Here is an 18,174-nt window from a genome sequence, read left to right as displayed (position 1 = left end):
CCTCATGGACACCGAGTCCATTCCGGTTTCTGCGCTGCTCTTCGCCCCGCTGAGGGCCGCTCGCGACAGATTCTGAACAGGTTCTAAAGTACTCGCCCATTGCTTTGCGGCTGATTGACCGCGCGTAAGCCTGCTGTCGTTATGCCCTGCGCTGATCACGGGCCGATAGCGTTGCCCTTTCTGCTTGGCTCGGAAGAACCGTCCGTTCTGCCGAGGCCAACAGCCAGGCCAGGCCAGGCCGCCGCAAAGCGACTCACTTAAATCCGAAGCCCCACGACAACCGAGCGCACCTCGTCGATGACTAGGTGGCCAAGTTACGGCTCACAGTGTTAGCCGGGGTCTTCGGTCAAGGCGTGCCTTACCGAGGAGCTTTACATGAAGTGCAACAAGTCCACCCTGCTCAAGACCGCACTGGGGTTGAGCGTGCTATTCCTGGCGGCCTACGCCAGTTTCCCGGCCGTTCGTGCTGGTTTTTTGTCCTTTTCGCCCTTCCTACTTTCGCTGCTGTGCCCACTCTCCATGCTCGTCTGCATGAAGGGGATGTCGAAGCAGTCCACCACGTCGGCCGAACCGGCGCCTAGCACGCCGGATCAGCTCGCCATGATGCCCAATCACGCCACCAGCGACGGCCTGCCGCAACCAGCCCAGTCCGGACGCAGTTGTTGCGGACATGACGCGTCGGCAAAACCGTAAGCGAAGACGGTGCCCATCGCGATGTCCGACCTCTCTCAACTCGGCGTACTGACCGCGTTTGCCGGCGGGGTGATCTCGTTCTTGTCTCCCTGCGTGCTGCCGCTGGTTCCCGGCTACCTGTCGTTCGTCACCGGGCAATCGCTGCGCGCTAGCGCGCAAACGCCGCCGAACCGAAACCAGATGAAGGTGTTGGGGCTGAGCGCCCTGTTCGTGCTGGGCTTCTCCTCGGTCTTCGTGGCGCTGGGGGCGAGTGCCTCGGTCGTCGGCAGGCTGTTCCTGGCTTTTCGCGGCCCGGCAAACCTGGTCGGCGGCGGCATGGTGGCGCTGTTCGGGCTGTTCATGACGGGGCTGGTTCGGCCCGCCTGGCTGGAACGCGACCTGCGCTTTCATACCAAGTTGACCGGCGGCCATCCCGCGGGTGCGTATCTGCTGGGCCTGGCGTTTGGTTTCGGCTGGACTCCCTGCATCGGCCCGGTGCTGGGGGCCATCCTCACGATGAGTGCCGTCGCCTCGAGCACCACTCGAGGGATCGGCCTGTTGAGTGCGTATGCACTGGGGTTGGGCGTGCCGTTCCTGCTATCGGCGCTGTTCACCGGCAAGCTGGTTCATCGCCTCAAGGCGCTGCGGCGGGTCGGCCGGCTGCTCTACATCGTGTCCGGCGTGGGGATGATCGTCATGGGCGTCGCCATTGTGGCCGGCTGGATGCCCAGCCTGTCCTACTGGCTACTCCATACCTTTCCGTCGCTCACACAGATCGGCTAACGGCTAATGAAAACACTTTTATTTATCGCGCTTGTCGGACGGCCGCCCATCGGCCCCGGGACAAGTGGCAACCAAAACGCAATTCGGAGAAGAACATGAAGGCAACACATATCTTGCGCGGCGCGGCGCTGGCGCTGCTGCTGTCGGCGCTCGGAGCGCCCCTGGCCAACGCGGCCTCGCCTGTCACGCTGATGCATGTGCATGGCCTCGCTTTCAGTGCAGACGGCAAGCAGCTCGAGATCCCCAGCCATCAGGGGCTGGCCATCTACAACGGGGGACACTGGTCCAAGGCCGCCGGCCCGGAACACGACTACATGGGGTTCTCGATGACAAGCCGAGCGATCTATAGCAGCGGTCACCCTGCGCCCGGCTCGGGACTCGTCAATCCGTTCGGGCTGATCAAAAGCGCAGATGGCGGGCGCACGTGGCAGAAGCTCGGCCTCGAGGGGGAAGCCGACTTCCATGTGCTCGCCGCCGGCTACCGCACTGGCGCCGTCTATGTGCTCAATGGACAAGCCAATTCGCGTATGAAGGCCGCCGGCCTCTACTACACGCTCAATGACGGCGCGAAATGGCAACACGTTCAAACCGCGGGGCTCACCGAGTCCCCGACTGCCCTGGCCGTGCACCCGTCCAACAGCATGACGGTGGCGGCGGCAACGGGCGCCGGCTTGTACCTATCCACGGATGGTGGGGAGCGCTTCCTGCCGTTGACGCAAGGGGTACAGGTCCTGAGCGCGGCCTTCAGCATCGATGGCACGAGCCTGTGGTTTGGCAGCTACCGCAATGCCGCCTTGCTGTCCAAGGTGGACTTGAAAACCCACCAGATCCGACCGCTGAGCGTACCACCGCTGAAGCAGGATGCCGTCGCCTACATCGCCCAGAACCCGGTGAAACCCAAGGAATGGGCGATCGCCACGTTCAAGCGCGACGTTTACCTGTCGCCGGATGAAGGCAAGACCTGGAAGGCGATCGCCCAAAAGGGGCAGACACTGGAATGAGCTTAGGCTGGCCCGCTCACGAGCTAGCCACTGCAAGTCGTTGTTCGTCACGAAACTCTGAAGGAGTACCTGTTGGATAAGAAACAAATGTTCATTACTGCCGCGATGTCCGGCCTGATCACGCTGGGACTGTCGGCAGCCGCACAGGCTGAGACGGCGAAGGAGAAATGCTTTGGCGTGGCCAAGGCCGGGCTGAATGATTGCGCCTCGGTGGTCGGCGCGCATGGTTGTTCAGCTCAAGCGAAAAAGGACAACGATCCGACCGACTTCAAATATGTCGCTGGCGGGACGTGCCAGAAGCTGGGCGGCAAGCTGAAACCACCCGCCCCCAAATCCTGACCACATCCAGATAGCAATGTAACAAGGCGAATCCGCGTGCAGCCCTGCTCACACGGGTTCGCCGATCGGAGGCAACATGAAACGCATCGGTCGACGCTGGCTTCAACTCTTGCTGGTCTCGCTGACGGCGCTCTTGCTGGTGGCGTGCACCACCAGCGATCGTGTGTCCGATATCAAGTTCACGACCCTGGAAGGCAAGAAGACATCGCTGGACCAGCTTCAGGGCAAAGTGGTCCTGGTCAACTTCTGGGCCACCAGCTGTGCCGCGTGCATCGAGGAGATGCCCGATTTGTCCCGCCTGCAGAAGAAGTATGACGCCCAAGAGTTCCGGATTGTGGCGGTCGCGATGGACTACGATCAGCTCCAGTATGTGCACAACTACACCAAGCAGAATGCCCTCCCTTTCATGGTGGCCCACGACACAGATGGCAAGCTGGCACAGGGCTTTGGCGGCATCATGGCGACGCCGACCAGTTTCCTGATCGACAAGCAAGGTCGGATCGTCAAACGCTACATGGGCAAGCCCGACATGACGGCGCTGGCCCAGGAAATTGAAACCCAACTGCACAAATAGGCCCCAAGAGGAGACGGATAGTCGCCGGTTCCTGCAGTGAAGGATATTGGCTCTGTGGCTATTAGTTTGATGGGTAATCGGTTAAGCAATGAGCCTCGGAAGGAGGCTCATTGCATGTCGAGGGAAGGAGCGACTCAATCAGCAAGCGCTGGCCCATTCACTTAGGACTCCCCATGCGTCTGTAGAGTGCATTGTTCTTCATTAGGATAACCGACCCGTCTTCCGCCTCCATCGGCAGCCCGTCAACCATATCCATCTGTTTGCCGTTTTTGTCATACATGATCATGTTACCGGTTCGATCAATGGATATCATGGAGCCATCCTTTAGCTTGACTTGGGACGGCTGCTGACCGGACATGCTGGCGCAGGCGGTAAGCGCGAGCGCGCCAGCAACAATGATTGCGTACCTAAAGCCTTTATTATTCATGTTGAGTTCCTTCCAATGGAGTGAGACAGTTGGAACTACTCGGTTCAAACGCGATCCGTCTGCGGATTGCCTCCTCTCTTCTCTGATGTCTGATGGACTTGGCATGCGGGATGTCAATGCTAGTGGTGCATCTAGATGAATATAGCCAGCGGGTAGCCTTGGCTCAATGGTCTGAAAATCATATAGCTGGCGATGCCGATCGCAGCAAGCGCCTCATAGACTTCGTCGAGATTGAACGGCTTGATAAGGACTTCGAGCTTTTTCATCTGGCACCTCCGTCCAGATGACAGCGCCAAGATGTTACGCCGTCATTCCGGCCCCCTGTGCAATAGCGCGTGCACCAGTCGCCCCGCAACCGGGCTAGCGACAGGCGCTGCTCAGCGGCGATAAAAAAGCCGGCCCCGCGGGGCCGGCTGGTCAGTTCAACAAGATGATCAGGCGAGCAGCTGGTTGGTCAGCTCGCGCATGCCAGCGGACAGCATCGCGAGATCCAGCGCTTCGAACGACTGCAGTTCGGCCAACATCTGCTGACACGTCTCGGTCTGCTGGCGACGCTCTTCCTGCCACACCTCGCCGAGCGGGCCAGCGCCTGCCAGCGGTTGTCGCGCGGCAGACGGGTGATCGCTTCGCGCACCCAATCCAGACGCAGCGCGTGGCCGAGCATCAGATAGTTGGCGGTCACCGACTCCAACGGCAGCTCGCTGCCCTCGGCGGTGTCGATCACGTCGAGAAACGGCACGGCGAACTCTAGGCGTGGCAACAGGCGCACCAGATGCTGCGGCAGGTGCTCGAACGACAGCAGATGCGCTTCGCGCTCGGCGACCGCCGGATAGCGTTCGCCGTCGACCAGCTGCGGCAGTGCGGCCAGCAGCGCCTGCACCTTTGAGCGACCGGCCGTGCTCACACCTCTTCGTTATCGAACACCAGCAGCTCCACCCCACCGCTGGCGAAGTTGGCCAGGTCGGCGGCCGCCGCCTGACCGGCCGGCGACGCCAGTGCGGCTTGCAGCGCCTCCATCGACGCGAAGCTCAGCGTCGCCACCATGTGGTACGGCGACGCGCCCAGCGGCGTGGCCACCGGGCCGCGGCTGACCTCGTAGCCGGTCAGGCCGGCGATGCCGCGCGCCAGCGGTAGGTGCCGATTGAAGTAATAGTCGTCGAACGCGGCCGGGTCGGTCGGGGTCTTGTAGAGAGCGATCAGTTTGGCCATGGCGGCTCCTTAAGCGAAGAAGATAGTCGGCGCCGCACCCCGGCCGACCCGGCGGTCGACATCAGCGATCGTACCGGCCGGGCTGATAGCTGCCCGCCGGCGTGCCGCAACCGATCGAGATGCGGTTCCAGCCGTTGATCGCGACGATGCACCAGCTCAGGTCGACGATTTCCTTTTCGGTGAAATGCTGCGCCAATTCAGTATGCAACTCCTCGGGCAGCCTGTGTTGGGCGAGCAGCGTCAGCGCCTCGGCCCACGCCAGCGCGGCGCGCTCACGCGGGGTGTAGCACGGCGCCTCGCGCCAGGCCGACAACAGGTAGAGTCGCTGCTCGGTCTCGCCTTCGGCGCGCGCGTCCTTGGTGTGCATGTCGATGCAGAACGCGCAGCCGTTCAACTGCGACACGCGGGTCTTCACCAGTTCGCGCAGCGACATCTCGAGGCCGCTGTTGCGTACGTACTGCTCCAGCCCGGCCATGGCCTGGTAGCCTTTCGGGGCGAGGGTCGTGTAATCGATGGGGTGGGTCATGTTGTACTCCTTAAGGTTGGCCGAAGCCGGGGGAAGTGATCGGTTCAACGCGGCCGGAACAAGGCCTGCACGTCGGGATGGGTCAACGGTGTCGCCAGCGCGGCGAAGTTGCCGCTGCGGCGCAAGCCGTCGGCCAGGTTCTGCACCGCGTTCATCGCGACCAGCGCCGGGTAGATCGCGGTGCTGACCCGCGCGACACCGAGCCGCGCCAGCTCGGCGAGGTCGGGGACACCGGCCTTGGCGGCAACGTTGATCGGCGCCGGCACTGCTTCAATCAGCCGACTCAGCGTTGCCGTGTCGGTGAGCCCGATCGGGAACAGGCCGTCGGCGCCGCTTTCCAGGTAGAGCCTGGCGCGCGCCACCGTCTCGTCGAAACGCGCCTCGGCCGTGCCACCGCCGTGCAGGAACAGGTCGGTGCGGGCGTTGATGAAGATCGGCACGCCGGCCGCGTCGGCGGCGGCCCGCGCGGCGCGCAGCCGTTCGGCCATCCGCTCGGCATCGCGCAGCCGGAACGAGCCGTCGGGCAGATGCTCGCCGTCCTCCAGATTGATGCCGACCGCGCCGGCGCGGATCACCGCGGCGACGGTGTCGGCGACTTGCTCTGGGGTCGCGCCGTAGCCGGCCTCGATGTCGGCGGTGACCGGCAGTCGAACCACCCGCACGATGCGGGCTATCGCGTCGATCAACAGTTCACGCGGTAGCGCCTCGCCGTCCGGGTAGCCTAGCGACCAGGCCATGCCGGCACTGGTGGTGGCGATCGCCGCGAAGCCGGCCTGTTCGAACAGCCGCGCGCTCAACGCATCCCAGGCGTTGGGCAGCAGCAGCGGCCGACCGGGCTGATGCAGGCGGCGAAACGCCTCGGCTTTGGCAATGTGTTCGGAAAGGGTCATTGGGAGTCTCCAGGGTGCGGACAGAACTTCGTCATATCCTTGCCAGCAAGATACCGGGCCGATGGTATATTGCGCAGAGCCAAAAACCGTCAATACGAGTAGGCCATGAACCAGCACGACCCCGTGTCCACCCTAGCCATTGCCCTGGAGCGCGACCCGCACGCGCAGCCGCTGTACCAGCAGCTCTACCAGCGGGTGCGCGACGCCATCCTGAGCGGCCGCCTGCCGCCGGGCACCCGCTTGCCGTCCACCCGGGTGCTGGCCGCCGACCTCGCCGCCTCGCGCGGCACCGTCGAGCAGGCCTACAGCCAGTTGCTGGCCGAAGGCTATCTGCTCAGCCGCGCCGCCGCGGGCACGGTGGTCAATCCCAACCTGGATACGAGCCGTTTCGGCCAACGTCTGAAGCACCTCCCCGAGCCGGCAGCCCGGGTCCCGCAACCGCCGGCCGCGACCGGCGCGCCGCTGCCGTTCCAGCTCGGCCTGCCGGCGCTCGACGCGTTTCCGCGCAAGCTGTGGTCGCGGCTGGCCGGGCAGCGCGCCCGTTCGCTGTCCGTCGCGGGCCTGCTTCAGCCCGATCCGGCCGGCTACCTGCCGCTGCGCCAGGCGATCGCCCACCATCTGGCGCTGTTTCGCGGCATCGACTGCACCGCCGATCAGGTATTCATCACCAACGGTTTTCAGGGCGGGCTGAGCCTGGTGACGCAGACCTTGCTGCAGACCGGCGACCCGGTCTGGATGGAAGACCCCGGCTATTTCCGGGCGAGCGGAGCGCTGCGGCTGGCCGGGGCGACGCTGAACCCGGTGCCGGTGGACGAGGACGGCCTGCGGGTGGAAGACGGCATCCGGCTCTGCCCCGATGCGCGCCTGGTCTACTGCACCCCGTCGCACCATTCCCCGCTCGGCGTCACTCTGGCGCTACCGCGCAGGCTGGAGCTGCTCGCCTGGGCCAAGCAGGCGAATGCCTGGATCGTCGAGGACGATTACGACGGCGAGTTCCGCTATTCTGGCCCGCCACTACCTGCGCTGCAGAGCCTCGACACCGCCGAGCGGGTGCTCTACGTCGGCAGCTTCAGCAAGGTGCTGTTTCCCGGCTTGCGGCTCGGTTATCTGGTGGTGCCCCCCGGCTTGCGCCAGCGCTTCGCCGAGGCGGCCGACGCGTTCTCTCCGCCGCCGTCCACCCTCGACCAGGCGACCACCGCGGACTTCATGCAGCAGGGCCATTTCGCCCGCCATATCAAACGGATGCGCCAGCTCTACGCCGAGCGCCGCGCCGCGCTGGTGGCGGCGCTGCAGAGCGAATGCGGCGACTGGCTGCGCCTCGACGACCATGCGGTCGGCCTGCAGCTGGTCTGCTGGTTGGCCGAACACGAGGACGACCGCGCCGTCGCCGCCCGGCTGCAGACACACGGTCTCGCCGGGCAGAGGCTGTCGCACTTCAGCCTGACAGGAAACAGCCGGCCGGCGCTCTTGTTCGGCTTCGCCAACGTGCCGGTCGAACAAGCGCCGGAGCTGGCGCGACGGGTGCGCGTGGCGTTGCAGTCGTGACCGGCTCTGGGCCGACGGGTCGAGAAGCGCCAAGGTCTCACGCGGCCTTAGCCGATGCACCTCGGCCGTCGCCAGCGGCGACTCACACCGCCACCTTGCGCTCGGGAAACGCCTTCGACCAGTGCAGGATTTCGTAGCCACGTCGCAGGCCGTGAAACCAGAACGGATCGGACACCAACAGCGCCTCGACACTGGCCTTGTCCGGCGCCTCGACGATCCACAGCCCACCTTCGGCCGGTGCATCGGGCTCGACACGCAGCGAACCGCCGACCAGCACCGTATCGCGATGATCGTCGAGCCAGGCCAGGTGGGCCGGTAGCTGCGCCTGACGCACCGCCAGCCGCTCGGGATGATCGGTAAAACGGACAACAAACAGCATCGCAAGCCCACAGGACAAAGCCGCCATCATCCATGCTAAGTGAGTAAATCGCAAAGGCGGAGTCGGCCGAAGCGGCCGGCCGGCTCTGTTATAATCGCGGCCTTGTTCTCCTCACCGTTCTTTGACCGCATGACGCCCGCCCAACACCTGGCCGACCTCAAGGCCGCCCTGCCCCATTGCCTGCTCCGCGACCAGCATAGCCTGCGCCGCAAACTGGTCGACGCCGCCGAGCGCAGCAAGCGCGGCCAGAGCGCCGACAAGCAGCTCGCCGACATCGCCGCGCAGATAGAGCGTTCGCGCTCCCGCGTCGACGCGCGCCGCGCCGGCTTGCCGAAACCGCAGTTCGATGCGGCGCTGCCGGTCAACCAGAAGCTCGACGAGCTGAAGGCGGCGATCGCGGCCAACCAGGTGACGATCATCTGCGGCGAAACCGGCTCGGGCAAGACCACGCAGATCCCGAAGATCTGCCTGGAGCTCGGCCGCGGCGTCACCGGCCTGATCGGCCACACCCAGCCGCGCCGCCTCGCCGCCCGTTCGGTCGCGGCCCGGATCGCGCAGGAGCTGCAGTCGAGCCTGGGCGAAGTGGTCGGCTTCAAGGTGCGCTTCACCGACAAGACCTCGGAAGCAAGCTACATCAAGCTGATGACCGACGGCATCCTGCTCGCCGAAACGCAGACCGACCGTTTCCTGAACGCCTACGACACGATCATCATCGACGAGGCGCACGAGCGCTCGCTGAACATCGACTTCCTGCTCGGCTATCTCAAGCAGCTGCTGCCGCGCCGCCCGGACCTGAAGGTGATCGTCACCTCGGCCACCATCGACGCCGAACGCTTCTCGAAGCATTTCGACAACGCGCCGGTGATGGAGGTCTCCGGCCGCACCTTCCCGGTGGAGGTACGCTACCGGCCGCTGTCCGAACGCGACGAGGACGAGGCGGAAGTCGAGATGGAGCAGGCGATCGTCGACGCGGTCGACGAGCTGTCGCGTCTCGGCGGCGGCGACATGTTGGTGTTCCTGCCCGGCGAGCGCGAGATCCGCGAGACCGCCGAGGCCTTGCGCAAATCCGGCCTGCGCGGTTACGAAATTCTGCCGCTGTTCGCCCGGCTGTCGAACGAGGAACAGCAGCGCATCTTCAAGCCGTCCGGCGGCCGGCGCGTGGTGCTGTCGACCAACGTGGCCGAGACCTCGCTGACCGTGCCGGGCATCCGCTACGTGATCGACACCGGCCTCGCGCGCCTCAACCGCTACAGCCCGCGCGCCAAGGTCGAGCAGCTGCAGATCGAGAAGATCTCGCAGGCGGCGGCCCGCCAGCGTGCCGGCCGTTGCGGCCGGGTCGAGGCCGGTGTCTGCGTGCGGCTCTATTCCGAAGACGATTTCAACGCCCGACCGGCGTTCACCGACCCGGAAATCCTGCGTTCCAACCTGGCCGCGGTGATCCTGCGCATGGCCTCGCTGCGTCTCGGCCAGGTCGACCAGTTCCCGTTCCTCGAGGCGCCGTCGAGCCGCCTGGTCGCCGACGGCTACCAGGTGCTGCAGGAGCTCGGCGCGGTCACCGAGCGCAATGAGCTGACCGAGATCGGCAAGGAGCTCGCGCGCATCCCGGTCGACCCCAAGGTTGGCCGAATGCTCTTGGCCGCGCGCGAGCACCAGTGCGTGCACGAGATGCTGATCCTGGTGGCGGCGCTGTCGATTCAGGATCCGCGCGAGCGGCCGTTCGAGGCGCGCGAGGCGGCCGAGCGGGCGCAGGCGAAGTTCGCCGACGACAAGTCGGACTTCCTGTCCTTCATCACCCTGTGGGACTTCTTCGACGACGCGCTCAAGCACAAGGAATCGAACCGCAAGCTGATCGACCTGTGCCACCAGCACTTCCTGTCGCACATCCGCATGCGCGAATGGCGCGAACTGCACGGCCAGCTGGCGCAGATTGCCCGCGAGATCAATCTGGTACCGAACACCGTGCCGGCCACCTTCGAGCAGATCCACAAGGCACTGCTGACGGGTCTGGTCGGCAATATCGGCATGAAGTCGCTGGAAGGCGACGATTATCTGGGCGCGCGCGGCGGGCATTTCCATGTGTTCCCCGGTTCCGGCCTGCGCCGCGCCAAGCCCAAGTGGCTGGTCGCCGCCGAGCTGACCGAGACCAGCAAGCTGTACGCGCGCTGCGTCGCCAAGATCGACCCGGAATGGGTCGAGAAGCTGGTGCCGCACCTGGTCAAGTTCCACTACTTCGACCCGCACTGGGAAAAGGCGCGCGGCGAGGTGGTGGCGAGCGAGCGGGTCACGCTGTTCGGCCTGACGCTGGTGCCGCGCCGCCCGGTCAGCTTCGGCAAGATCGACCCCGCCGCCTCGCGCGAGCTGTTCATCCGCGGCGCGCTGGTGGCCGGCGACTACGCCAGCAACGCGCCGTTCTTCCAGCACAACCAGCGGCTGATCCGCGAGATCGAGCAGCTGGAGCACAAGGCGCGCCGCCAGGACGTGCTGGTCGACGACGAGGTGTTGTTCGGCTTCTACGACGCGCTGATCCCGGCCGAGGTGGTCGACGCGGCGAGCTTCGAAGTGTGGCGCAAGTCGGCCGAACAGGCCGAGGCAAAGCTGTTGTGGCTCAGCCGCGACTACCTGATGCAGCACGCCGCCGAGAACATCACCGAGGACCAGTTCCCGGAATGGCTCGACACCCCGGACGGCCGGCTGCGCCTGAAGTACCGCTTCGAACCGAACCACCCGCTCGACGGCGTGACCGTCGACGTGCCGCTACCTATCCTCAACCGGCTGGAGCCGGCGCAGTTCGAGTGGCTGGTGCCGGGGATGATCCGTGACAAGCTAGCGCTGCAGATCAAGGCGCTGCCGAAGCAGATCCGCCGCACCTGCGTGCCGGTGCCGGACTTCGTCACCCGTTTCCTGTCGACCAACCCCGACAAGCAGAAGCCGATCGCGCCGCAGCTGGCGCACTTTATCCTGCGCGAGACCGGCGGCATCAAGGTCGACCCGCTGGAGCTGGCGCGCGCCGAATTGCCGACGCACTGCCAGTTCAACATCCGCGTGATCGACGATGGCAAGCAGGAGCTCGGCCTGGGCCGCGATCTGGTCGAGCTGCAGAAGCAGTTCGGCCAGGCGGCGCAACTGACCTTCCGCGACAGCTCGCTCGACGTCGAGCGCGACGACGTGAAGACCTGGGACTTCGGCGAGCTGCCGGCGAGCATCCAGTTTGCCCGCGGCCGCCAGCAGCTGACCGGCTACCCGGCGCTGACGGTGGAAGAAGACCGGGTGGCGATCCGGCTGTTCGACACCGAGCTGACCGCACAGCGGGCGATGCGCCGCGGCGTGATCCGGCTGCTGCAGTGGGAGCTGAAAGATCAGATGAAGCAGATGGGCAAGGGGCTGACCGGCATGACCCAGATCGGCCTGCAGCTGCGCGCCATCGGCAACGTCGACGAGATTCTGGCCGACGCGATCGAGGCGATCTGCGACCGTGCCTTCATCGGCGACGACGAGTTGCCGCGCAACGAGAAGGCGTTCAAGACGCAGAAGGATCGCGCCCGCACCCGGCTGCCGGCGGTGAAACAGGCGGTGACCAGCTACCTCACCGCGATCGCCAGCGACTATCCGCCGCTGGTGACCCGCATCGCCAAGCACCGGCTCGGCAACGAGCTTAAAGCACAGCTCGACACACTGGTCTACAAGGGCTTCCTCGCCGCGACGCCGTGGGAGCAGCTGCCCAACCTGCCGCGCTATATGAAGGCGATGGGCCTGCGCATGGACAAACAGGTGGCCAACCCGCAGCGCGACGGCCAGCGCGGCGCCGAGATCCGCGATTTGTGGAAACAGTGGGAAGCGCGGGTCGCCGAGGAGAAGGAACGCAGCGAGCCGTCGGCCGAACTGATGGCGTTCCGCTGGATGATCGAGGAATTGCGCGTCAGCCTGTTCGCGCAGGAGCTGAAGACGCCGTACCCGGTGTCGCTGAAGCGGCTGCAGAAAGCCTGGAACGATCTGCCGCGCAACATGACATAAGAGAGGTTTTTGCTCTACAGTCGAGACGTATTCATAGGGTTGGCCGAACCGCCTTCTTACCGTCTCGGCTGCTCTCTTCATCAGCCATGCGTCCCGTTCCCAGGAACCCACCGTGCCCGACGACGATTCCCCCGCCCTCGACCCGACCGCCCCGCCTGCGGCCAGCCCCTCGAGCGCCCACCTCCCCCTGCCGGCCGACAACGCGCTGCAGGCGCTGGAACACGAGATCCGCCGCACAGCCACGCTGCTGGAAAACCATCGCAGCGACGGCTTCGTCGACGGCATCCAGAGCGTCGGCGACGAGCTGATCTATCTGGCCGACCAGCACCCGGACGGGCTGATCGCCTCGCTGCTCTTGGTGCCGTTCGGCGAGTACGCGCCGGCGCACAGCGTGCACGCCGCGGCGCTATGCGCCAAGCTCGGCCCGCGGCTGGGTCTGGCGGCCGAAGAGCGCCAGATACTGGTCGCCGCCGCGCTGACGATGAACGTCGCCATGGCGTCCTTGCAGAACACCCTGCACCACCAGGAGCAGGAACTGAGCGACGCGCAGCAGGAGCTGACCCGCAGCCATCCGGCGCTGGGCATGACGCTACTGCGCGAGGCAGGCGTAGTCGACGAGCGTTGGCTCGCCATCGTCGCCAGCCACCACGAGGAACTGGACGGCAGCGGCTACCCGGACGGCCTCAAACGCGACGTGATCGATCCCTTGGCGCACATCCTGCATCTGGCCGACATCACCTGCGCCAAGCTGGTGCCACGCAGCTACCGCCCGGCTCTGGTGCCGGCCACCGCGCTCGGCCAGCTGTTCCGCAACGAGGACGAACGCTTCGACACGTCTGTCACTACCGCGATCATCAAGGAGCTGGGCGTCTACCCGCCGGGCAGCTTCGTGCGGCTGATGAGCGGCGAGATCGCCGTGGTGGTGAAGACACGGCCGCGCGCCGCCACCACCCCGGGCGTGGTGACGGTGCGCGACGCCGACGGCCAGCCCAGCCGGTCGCGCCGCAACTGTGACACCGCGCTGCCCGGCTTCGCGATTGCGCAGGCGATCAGCGCCAGCGAGGCCAGCCTGTATCCCGGAGCACTGGCGCGGCTCTGGCCGGTGTAAGTGCCGCTAACAACCCCCTCCCGGCGTTGTTGCCCTGCCTTGCCGTACTCCTTTTACTGTCTGCGGCAGGGCGACGAGCAGGACCGCTACGCTGGGGTTTGTTCCCGGCTCTAAAGCCCGTTCGGCCAACCTTGTCCAAAACACAACGGGCCCCGGTATCTGCCGGGGCCCGATTTGCTGGTGCGACAAGGTTGGCCGAACGCTCAGCCACCGTCCGCCGCATCGTAACGCTCGCGCGCGGCGCGTATCAGCGGCTGGTGACTCGTCGCCCAGTCGGACAGCACGTCGAGCGGCCCGCACAGCGAGTGTCCGAGCCCGGTCAGCGCGTATTCGACCTGAGGCGGCGTGGTTGGCATCACCGTCCTCGACACCAGGCCATCGCGCTCCAGATGGCGCAAGGTCACCGTCAGCATCCGCTGCGAGATGCCCTCGATGCGCCGCCGCAGCTCGTTGAAGCGGGTCGGCCCGCCGGCCAGATTGATCACCACCAGCACGCTCCACGCGTCACCGACCCGGTCGAGCACGTCGCGGATCGGACATTTGTACTCCTGCTTGCCGGCCGGCCGGCCGCGCCCGGTTTCACTAGAATTGGAGCGACTGCTGGTTACGTCCATGTGCCTTGCTTCCTCGAAAGTGCCTTCTTGCGCCAAAGTTCCGCTTAATTATACTGGTTACTTTCCGTAACTACCACGACCCCTCCGACGAGGCAGGCTCAACCAAGAAGAGGAACCCATCATGAAAATCGCCATCATCGGTGTCACCGGCCGTGCCGGTTCGCGTATCGCCGCCGAAGCATTACGCCGCGGTCACAGCGTCACCGGCATCGTCCGTGCACCCGAACAGGCCGAGGTACCGGCCGGCGTGACGCTGTTCAAGGGAGACGCCGCGCAGCCGGCGCAGTTGGTCGAACTGCTGCGCGGCCACGATGCCGTGATCAGCGCCGCGCGCTTCCAGACCTTGACAGCCGCCCCCTTGCTCGAGGAGCTGAAGGCCGCCGCGGTGAAACGCCTGCTGGTGGTCGGCGGCGCCGCCAGCCTGGAAGTGGCGCCGGGCGCCATCCTGCTCGACAGCCCGAACTTCCCGGACGAGTACCGCGCCGAAGCACGACTGGGCAAACAGTTCCTTGACGATCTGCGCGGCGAGACCGAGATCGACTGGACCTTCCTGTCGCCGTCGGCGCTATTCGCGCCGGGCGAGCGCACCGGCCAGTTCCGTCTAGGCCGCGATCAGCTGCTCAGCGACGCCGAAGGCAAGAGCCATATCTCGATGGAAGACTACGCGATCGCGCTGATCGACGAACTGGAACAGCCGCAGCACAGCCGCCAGCGCTTCACCGTCGGCTACTAAGCCAGACGATCGGGAGGCGCTCGCGCCACCTCCCGACAAAACAACAGGACATCACTCGATACGAGCGATGCCCTGTTTGTTGTCGCGAGCCGATTCAGCCGAACACCGCCACCACCTGACGCGATAGGGCCACCAGCTGGCCGTCCGGCCCGTATAGGTGCGCATCCTGGCTGCTGTAGCCGTCGCGGGCCGCGACGATGCCGGCGTCCATCCGCCACCAGTGTTCGGCCGGCTGCGGCGGCAGATGGCGGACAAACTCCAGCGACCAGCTCAAGGTGCTGGCCGGAGTCGGCTTGTCGAGCAGCGACAGCGCCGGCGGCGGGATCGAGTCGGCCAGCGCAACGAGGTGGGCCTCGTCGACGAAGCCGGCATCGCGCTGGCGCAGGTGGATGCGCGTGCCTGGCTCGCGACTGCCGCTGAACGGCAGCCCGCCCTCGGCCCAGCGATAGGCGTAGTGCTGGGTGAAATTGGGAGTGACGCCCGGGATGAAAGGCAGCTCCGGCCCTTCCTCCGTCGCCGGCTTGCCCGGTGGCGGCTCGACCCGCACGGTCGAGTCGCGCGCCTCGCCGAACACTCCAACCACCACGGCCGCGGTCTGCGCCCCATCCATCAGACGCGCCTCCATCTGCAGCGCCGAACGCCCCTGGCGCAGCAGCTGCACCTGCAACTTCACCCGACCCGGCTCGATGGGCGCGACGAAGGTGGTCTGCAGCGACCACAGCGGGGGTGCCTCCGGCACCAACAACCGCATCGCGCGCACCGCCAGCATCGCCTGCAGGCCGCCGAACAGGGTCCGGCCCTGCGCCCAGTCGTCGCTCGCTTCGGCACTGAATCTACCCGTTTCGCCGTCGGCGACGACCGAAGCCAAGAGTTCGTCGATATGCATGCCCTTGTCCTCCGAATGAAATGAAACGAACGTTCGCATACTCAGCGGCAGGGATCAAGCACAGGGGCCGCAACCACGTGATAATCCGATGCGGCCGTGGCAGAAGAGTCGTAGCCGCTCAATAGCCGCGCATGGCACCATCAGCCGATTCGGCCGATTAGATGCCTGGACCGCCTCAACCGAACTGATCGATCCCCTTCAGCAGCCGCTCGGCCAGCCGGGGTTGCCGGCACTGTTCCAGCCACCATTGCAATGCCCGGCCCTCCTGATCGCCGCGCCAGGCCACGTAGAGGATGTTCGGTTCGCGCGGGTCGGCCATCGCCAGCTCCAGCAACTCGCCGCGCGCCAGCAGGCCCTGCACGCGCTGGCGAGGCAGCCAGCCGACACCGAGGCCGGCCTTCTGCGCCAGGATCTTAGCCCGCATGCTGGGCACCGCCAGCGCGGCCTGCCCGCCCACCACGCCGTAGGTCCGCCCCTCGGTCGCTCGTGACGAATCGGCGACGACGACGGCACGATGCTTGAGCACTTCGCTACGCTCCAGCGGACCAGGAACTTTGGCGAGCGGATGGCGCGGCGATACCGCGAACACCCAGTCCATCACGCCCAGCTCGAACCAGCGCAGATTGGGAATCGCCGGCGGCTCGTTGGTGGCGCCGATCACCAGATCGGCCCGGCCGTCCTGCAGGGCCTCCCAGGTGCCGCGCAGCACCTCGTGGGTAATGCGCAGGCTCACCCCCGACTGCAAGGCGTCGAAATCGCGGATCAGCGGCAGCAGCAGCTCGAACTCGATCACCTCGTCGGTGACGAGCCACAGCCGGTCCTCCCAGCCACTGGCCACCTGCCGGACCCGTTGCGTCAGTCGCGACACATCCTGCATCAACCGCGCCGCTTCCTGCACCAGCAGGAGCCCGGCCGGCGTCAGCTGCATGCGGTAGCGACGCCGGTCGAACAGCAGCGCGTCGAAGCGCTCTTCCAACTGCCGGGCCGCATGCGACACGGTCGACGGCGCCTTGCCGAGCTTCACGGCGGCCTGGGACAGGCTGCCGCTATCCCTGATGGCTTCGAGCAACGCCAGCTCGTCTGTGGACAACATGTGCGACCTCTTCGAACGAATTGATCGGTTTCATGGTAGGGCAGGCGAAGAAAATTCGTCCAATATGTCGACATGACGGCTCGCCAATAACCGACGATCGTCATGCCACGATGGCAGGATTGAGCAAGTACACAACGCAGCGGGGACCGGACAGCGGCCCGACACGGACAAGGAGAGCACTATGGGAATGCTGGTGGACGGCCAATGGCAGGATGTGTGGTACGACACGACCGCCAGCGGTGGTCGCTTCGTGCGCAAGGACGCGGCCTTTCGCAACTGGGTGACGCCCGACGGTGCGGCCGGCCCGAGCGGCGACGGCGGCTTTGCCGCCGAGGCTGGCCGCTACCATCTCTACGTCAGCCTGGCCTGCCCCTGGGCGCACCGCACCCTGATCATGCGCGCGCTGAAAGGCCTGGCACCGCTGGTCTCGGTATCGGTGGTGCACTGGCGGATGCGGGAGAAGGGCTGGACCTTCGCCGACGGGCCGGGCGTGATTCCCGACACCGTCAACGGCGCGCGGGTACTGCACGAAGTCTACACGCGGGCCGAGCCCCGCTACACCGGTCGCGTCACCGTCCCGATCCTGTGGGACACGCAGCGCGGCACCATCGTCAGCAACGAGTCGTCCGAGATCATCCGGATGTTCAACAGCGCGTTCGACGGCCTCGGCGCCACGCCCGGCGACTATTACCCGCTCGCGCTTCGCGAGGAGATCGACACCATCAACGCCCGCGTCTACGACACGCTCAACAACGGCGTCTACAAGGCGGGCTTCGCCACTAATCAGGCCGCCTATGAGGAGGCCGTCGTACCGCTGTTCGACACGCTCGACTGGCTGGATGCCCGGCTGGCGACCCGGCGCTATCTCACCGGCGACAGCCTGACCGAGGCCGACATCCGGCTGTTCACCACGCTGGTACGCTTCGATGCCGTCTACGTCGGTCACTTCAAGTGCAATCTGCGCCGGATCGCCGACTATCCGCACCTGTCCGCCTACACGCGCGACATCTACCAGCAGCCCGGCATCGCCGAGACGGTGAATATCGAGCATATCAAGCGCCACTACTACGAGAGCCACCTCACCATCAACCCGACCGGCATCGTCCCCGCCGGCCCACGGCTGGACTTCCTGGCCCCGCACCGGCGCGTAGCCATGACGAGCCAGTCCCGCACCTAAGCCCGATCCATCCGGCACCTCGCCGCCGCGCGCCCCAGCCCCGCTTGCACCACGCCCGGCTGGGGCGTTCTTTTGCCTGTCTCTCCCGGCCCTTGTGCCATGCCTGGGGCGCTCGGTTTGCTCATTGTTGTGATCGGAAAAAATAAAGTCTGTTATGACGAGTAGCAGCAATGCACTGATAAATAATGGCTTTATGCAAACCCAAGC

At 65.7% G+C, this 18,174-nt stretch carries 20 protein-coding genes; 10 read left to right on the top strand and 10 right to left on the bottom strand.

From position 1 onward, the window contains the following. The first annotated feature begins 375 nt into the window (after positions 1-375). From ACZ2IA_RS19875 to ACZ2IA_RS19855, 5 genes are all read left to right on the top strand, one after another. On the top strand, positions 376-693 hold the full coding sequence (locus tag ACZ2IA_RS19875; RefSeq protein ID WP_470294329.1) for a DUF2933 domain-containing protein: 318 nt from the start codon (positions 376-378) through the stop codon (positions 691-693). Positions 694-714: 21 nt separating this feature from the next. Next, entirely contained in the window at positions 715-1,455 is a 741-nt protein-coding gene (locus ACZ2IA_RS19870; RefSeq protein WP_470294328.1) for a cytochrome c biogenesis CcdA family protein, read from the top strand. Between the two features lie 95 nt (positions 1,456-1,550). Continuing rightward, positions 1,551-2,456: a F510_1955 family glycosylhydrolase gene (locus ACZ2IA_RS19865; RefSeq protein WP_470294327.1), complete on the top strand. Its 906-nt coding sequence runs from the start codon at positions 1,551-1,553 to the stop codon at positions 2,454-2,456. 72 nt (positions 2,457-2,528) lie between these two features. Then, positions 2,529-2,795: a BufA1 family periplasmic bufferin-type metallophore gene (locus tag ACZ2IA_RS19860; RefSeq protein WP_470294326.1), complete on the top strand. Its 267-nt coding sequence runs from the start codon at positions 2,529-2,531 to the stop codon at positions 2,793-2,795. Between the two features lie 76 nt (positions 2,796-2,871). Then, positions 2,872-3,369, top strand: a complete 498-nt coding sequence (locus ACZ2IA_RS19855; RefSeq protein WP_470294325.1) for a TlpA disulfide reductase family protein — start codon at positions 2,872-2,874, stop codon at positions 3,367-3,369. Between the two features lie 157 nt (positions 3,370-3,526). Here the strand turns inward: ACZ2IA_RS19855 and ACZ2IA_RS19850 are convergent, their stop codons facing one another. The 6 genes from ACZ2IA_RS19850 to ACZ2IA_RS19825 form a co-directional block, all read right to left on the bottom strand. Next, complete coding sequence (locus tag ACZ2IA_RS19850; protein WP_470294324.1) at positions 3,527-3,796, bottom strand: CopK family periplasmic copper-binding protein; 270 nt, start codon at positions 3,794-3,796, stop codon at positions 3,527-3,529. Between the two features lie 131 nt (positions 3,797-3,927). Next, positions 3,928-4,062, bottom strand: a complete 135-nt coding sequence (locus ACZ2IA_RS19845) for a hypothetical protein (RefSeq protein ID WP_470294323.1) — start codon at positions 4,060-4,062, stop codon at positions 3,928-3,930. Positions 4,063-4,250: 188 nt separating this feature from the next. After that, entirely contained in the window at positions 4,251-4,700 is a 450-nt protein-coding gene (locus ACZ2IA_RS19840) for a hypothetical protein (protein ID WP_470294322.1), read from the bottom strand. After that, complete coding sequence (locus tag ACZ2IA_RS19835) at positions 4,697-5,005, bottom strand: EthD family reductase (protein ID WP_470294321.1); 309 nt, start codon at positions 5,003-5,005, stop codon at positions 4,697-4,699. Before ACZ2IA_RS19835 ends, ACZ2IA_RS19840 begins: the two co-directional genes overlap by 4 nt. A 61-nt stretch (positions 5,006-5,066) precedes the next feature. Continuing rightward, a complete protein-coding gene (locus ACZ2IA_RS19830; RefSeq protein ID WP_470294320.1) occupies positions 5,067-5,531 on the bottom strand; it encodes a carboxymuconolactone decarboxylase family protein in 465 nt (154 codons plus the stop codon). A 44-nt stretch (positions 5,532-5,575) separates the two neighbouring features. After that, positions 5,576-6,421 (bottom strand): isocitrate lyase/PEP mutase family protein, encoded by an 846-nt coding sequence (locus ACZ2IA_RS19825; protein WP_470294319.1) that lies wholly within the window; start codon positions 6,419-6,421, stop codon positions 5,576-5,578. Positions 6,422-6,526: 105 nt separating this feature from the next. Between ACZ2IA_RS19825 and pdxR the strand changes: the two genes are divergently transcribed. Continuing rightward, positions 6,527-7,966 (top strand): MocR-like pyridoxine biosynthesis transcription factor PdxR, encoded by a 1,440-nt coding sequence (pdxR, locus tag ACZ2IA_RS19820; protein WP_470294318.1) that lies wholly within the window; start codon positions 6,527-6,529, stop codon positions 7,964-7,966. Between the two features lie 82 nt (positions 7,967-8,048). Here pdxR and ACZ2IA_RS19815 read toward each other — a convergent pair whose 3' ends face one another. Next, positions 8,049-8,345, bottom strand: a complete 297-nt coding sequence (locus tag ACZ2IA_RS19815) for a YciI family protein (protein ID WP_470294317.1) — start codon at positions 8,343-8,345, stop codon at positions 8,049-8,051. 129 nt (positions 8,346-8,474) lie between these two features. Between ACZ2IA_RS19815 and hrpA the strand changes: the two genes are divergently transcribed. Both hrpA and ACZ2IA_RS19805 read left to right on the top strand, forming a co-directional pair. Further along, on the top strand, positions 8,475-12,356 hold the full coding sequence (hrpA, locus tag ACZ2IA_RS19810; RefSeq protein WP_470294316.1) for an ATP-dependent RNA helicase HrpA: 3,882 nt from the start codon (positions 8,475-8,477) through the stop codon (positions 12,354-12,356). Positions 12,357-12,468: 112 nt separating this feature from the next. Beyond that, the gene (locus ACZ2IA_RS19805; RefSeq protein WP_470294315.1) at positions 12,469-13,464 is read left to right on the top strand and encodes an HD-GYP domain-containing protein; all 996 of its coding nucleotides are present in this window, start codon (positions 12,469-12,471) and stop codon (positions 13,462-13,464) included. Between the two features lie 203 nt (positions 13,465-13,667). Here the strand turns inward: ACZ2IA_RS19805 and ACZ2IA_RS19800 are convergent, their stop codons facing one another. Beyond that, positions 13,668-14,078, bottom strand: coding sequence for a winged helix-turn-helix transcriptional regulator (locus ACZ2IA_RS19800; RefSeq protein WP_470294314.1), 411 nt, complete (start codon positions 14,076-14,078; stop codon positions 13,668-13,670). Positions 14,079-14,199: 121 nt separating this feature from the next. Here ACZ2IA_RS19800 and ACZ2IA_RS19795 point away from each other — a divergent pair, with 121 nt between their 5' ends. After that, positions 14,200-14,811: an NAD(P)-dependent oxidoreductase gene (locus ACZ2IA_RS19795; protein ID WP_470294313.1), complete on the top strand. Its 612-nt coding sequence runs from the start codon at positions 14,200-14,202 to the stop codon at positions 14,809-14,811. 94 nt (positions 14,812-14,905) lie between these two features. Here the strand turns inward: ACZ2IA_RS19795 and ACZ2IA_RS19790 are convergent, their stop codons facing one another. Together ACZ2IA_RS19790 and ACZ2IA_RS19785 are read right to left on the bottom strand one after the other, a co-directional pair. Then, positions 14,906-15,697, bottom strand: coding sequence for an acyl-CoA thioesterase (locus ACZ2IA_RS19790; protein ID WP_470294312.1), 792 nt, complete (start codon positions 15,695-15,697; stop codon positions 14,906-14,908). A gap of 175 nt (positions 15,698-15,872) precedes the next feature. After that, positions 15,873-16,790 (bottom strand): LysR family transcriptional regulator, encoded by a 918-nt coding sequence (locus ACZ2IA_RS19785; protein WP_470294311.1) that lies wholly within the window; start codon positions 16,788-16,790, stop codon positions 15,873-15,875. 181 nt (positions 16,791-16,971) lie between these two features. On the opposite strand from ACZ2IA_RS19785, the gene ACZ2IA_RS19780 reads away from it, so the two are divergent. Further along, positions 16,972-17,967, top strand: a complete 996-nt coding sequence (locus tag ACZ2IA_RS19780) for a glutathione S-transferase family protein (RefSeq protein WP_470294310.1) — start codon at positions 16,972-16,974, stop codon at positions 17,965-17,967. The last annotated feature ends 207 nt before the right edge of the window (positions 17,968-18,174 follow it).

The organism is Crenobacter sp. CS_VA4, from assembly GCF_055597485.1.
The sequence above is the reverse complement of the archived record's forward strand: the minus strand, read 5'-3'. Positions and strand labels throughout refer to the sequence as shown.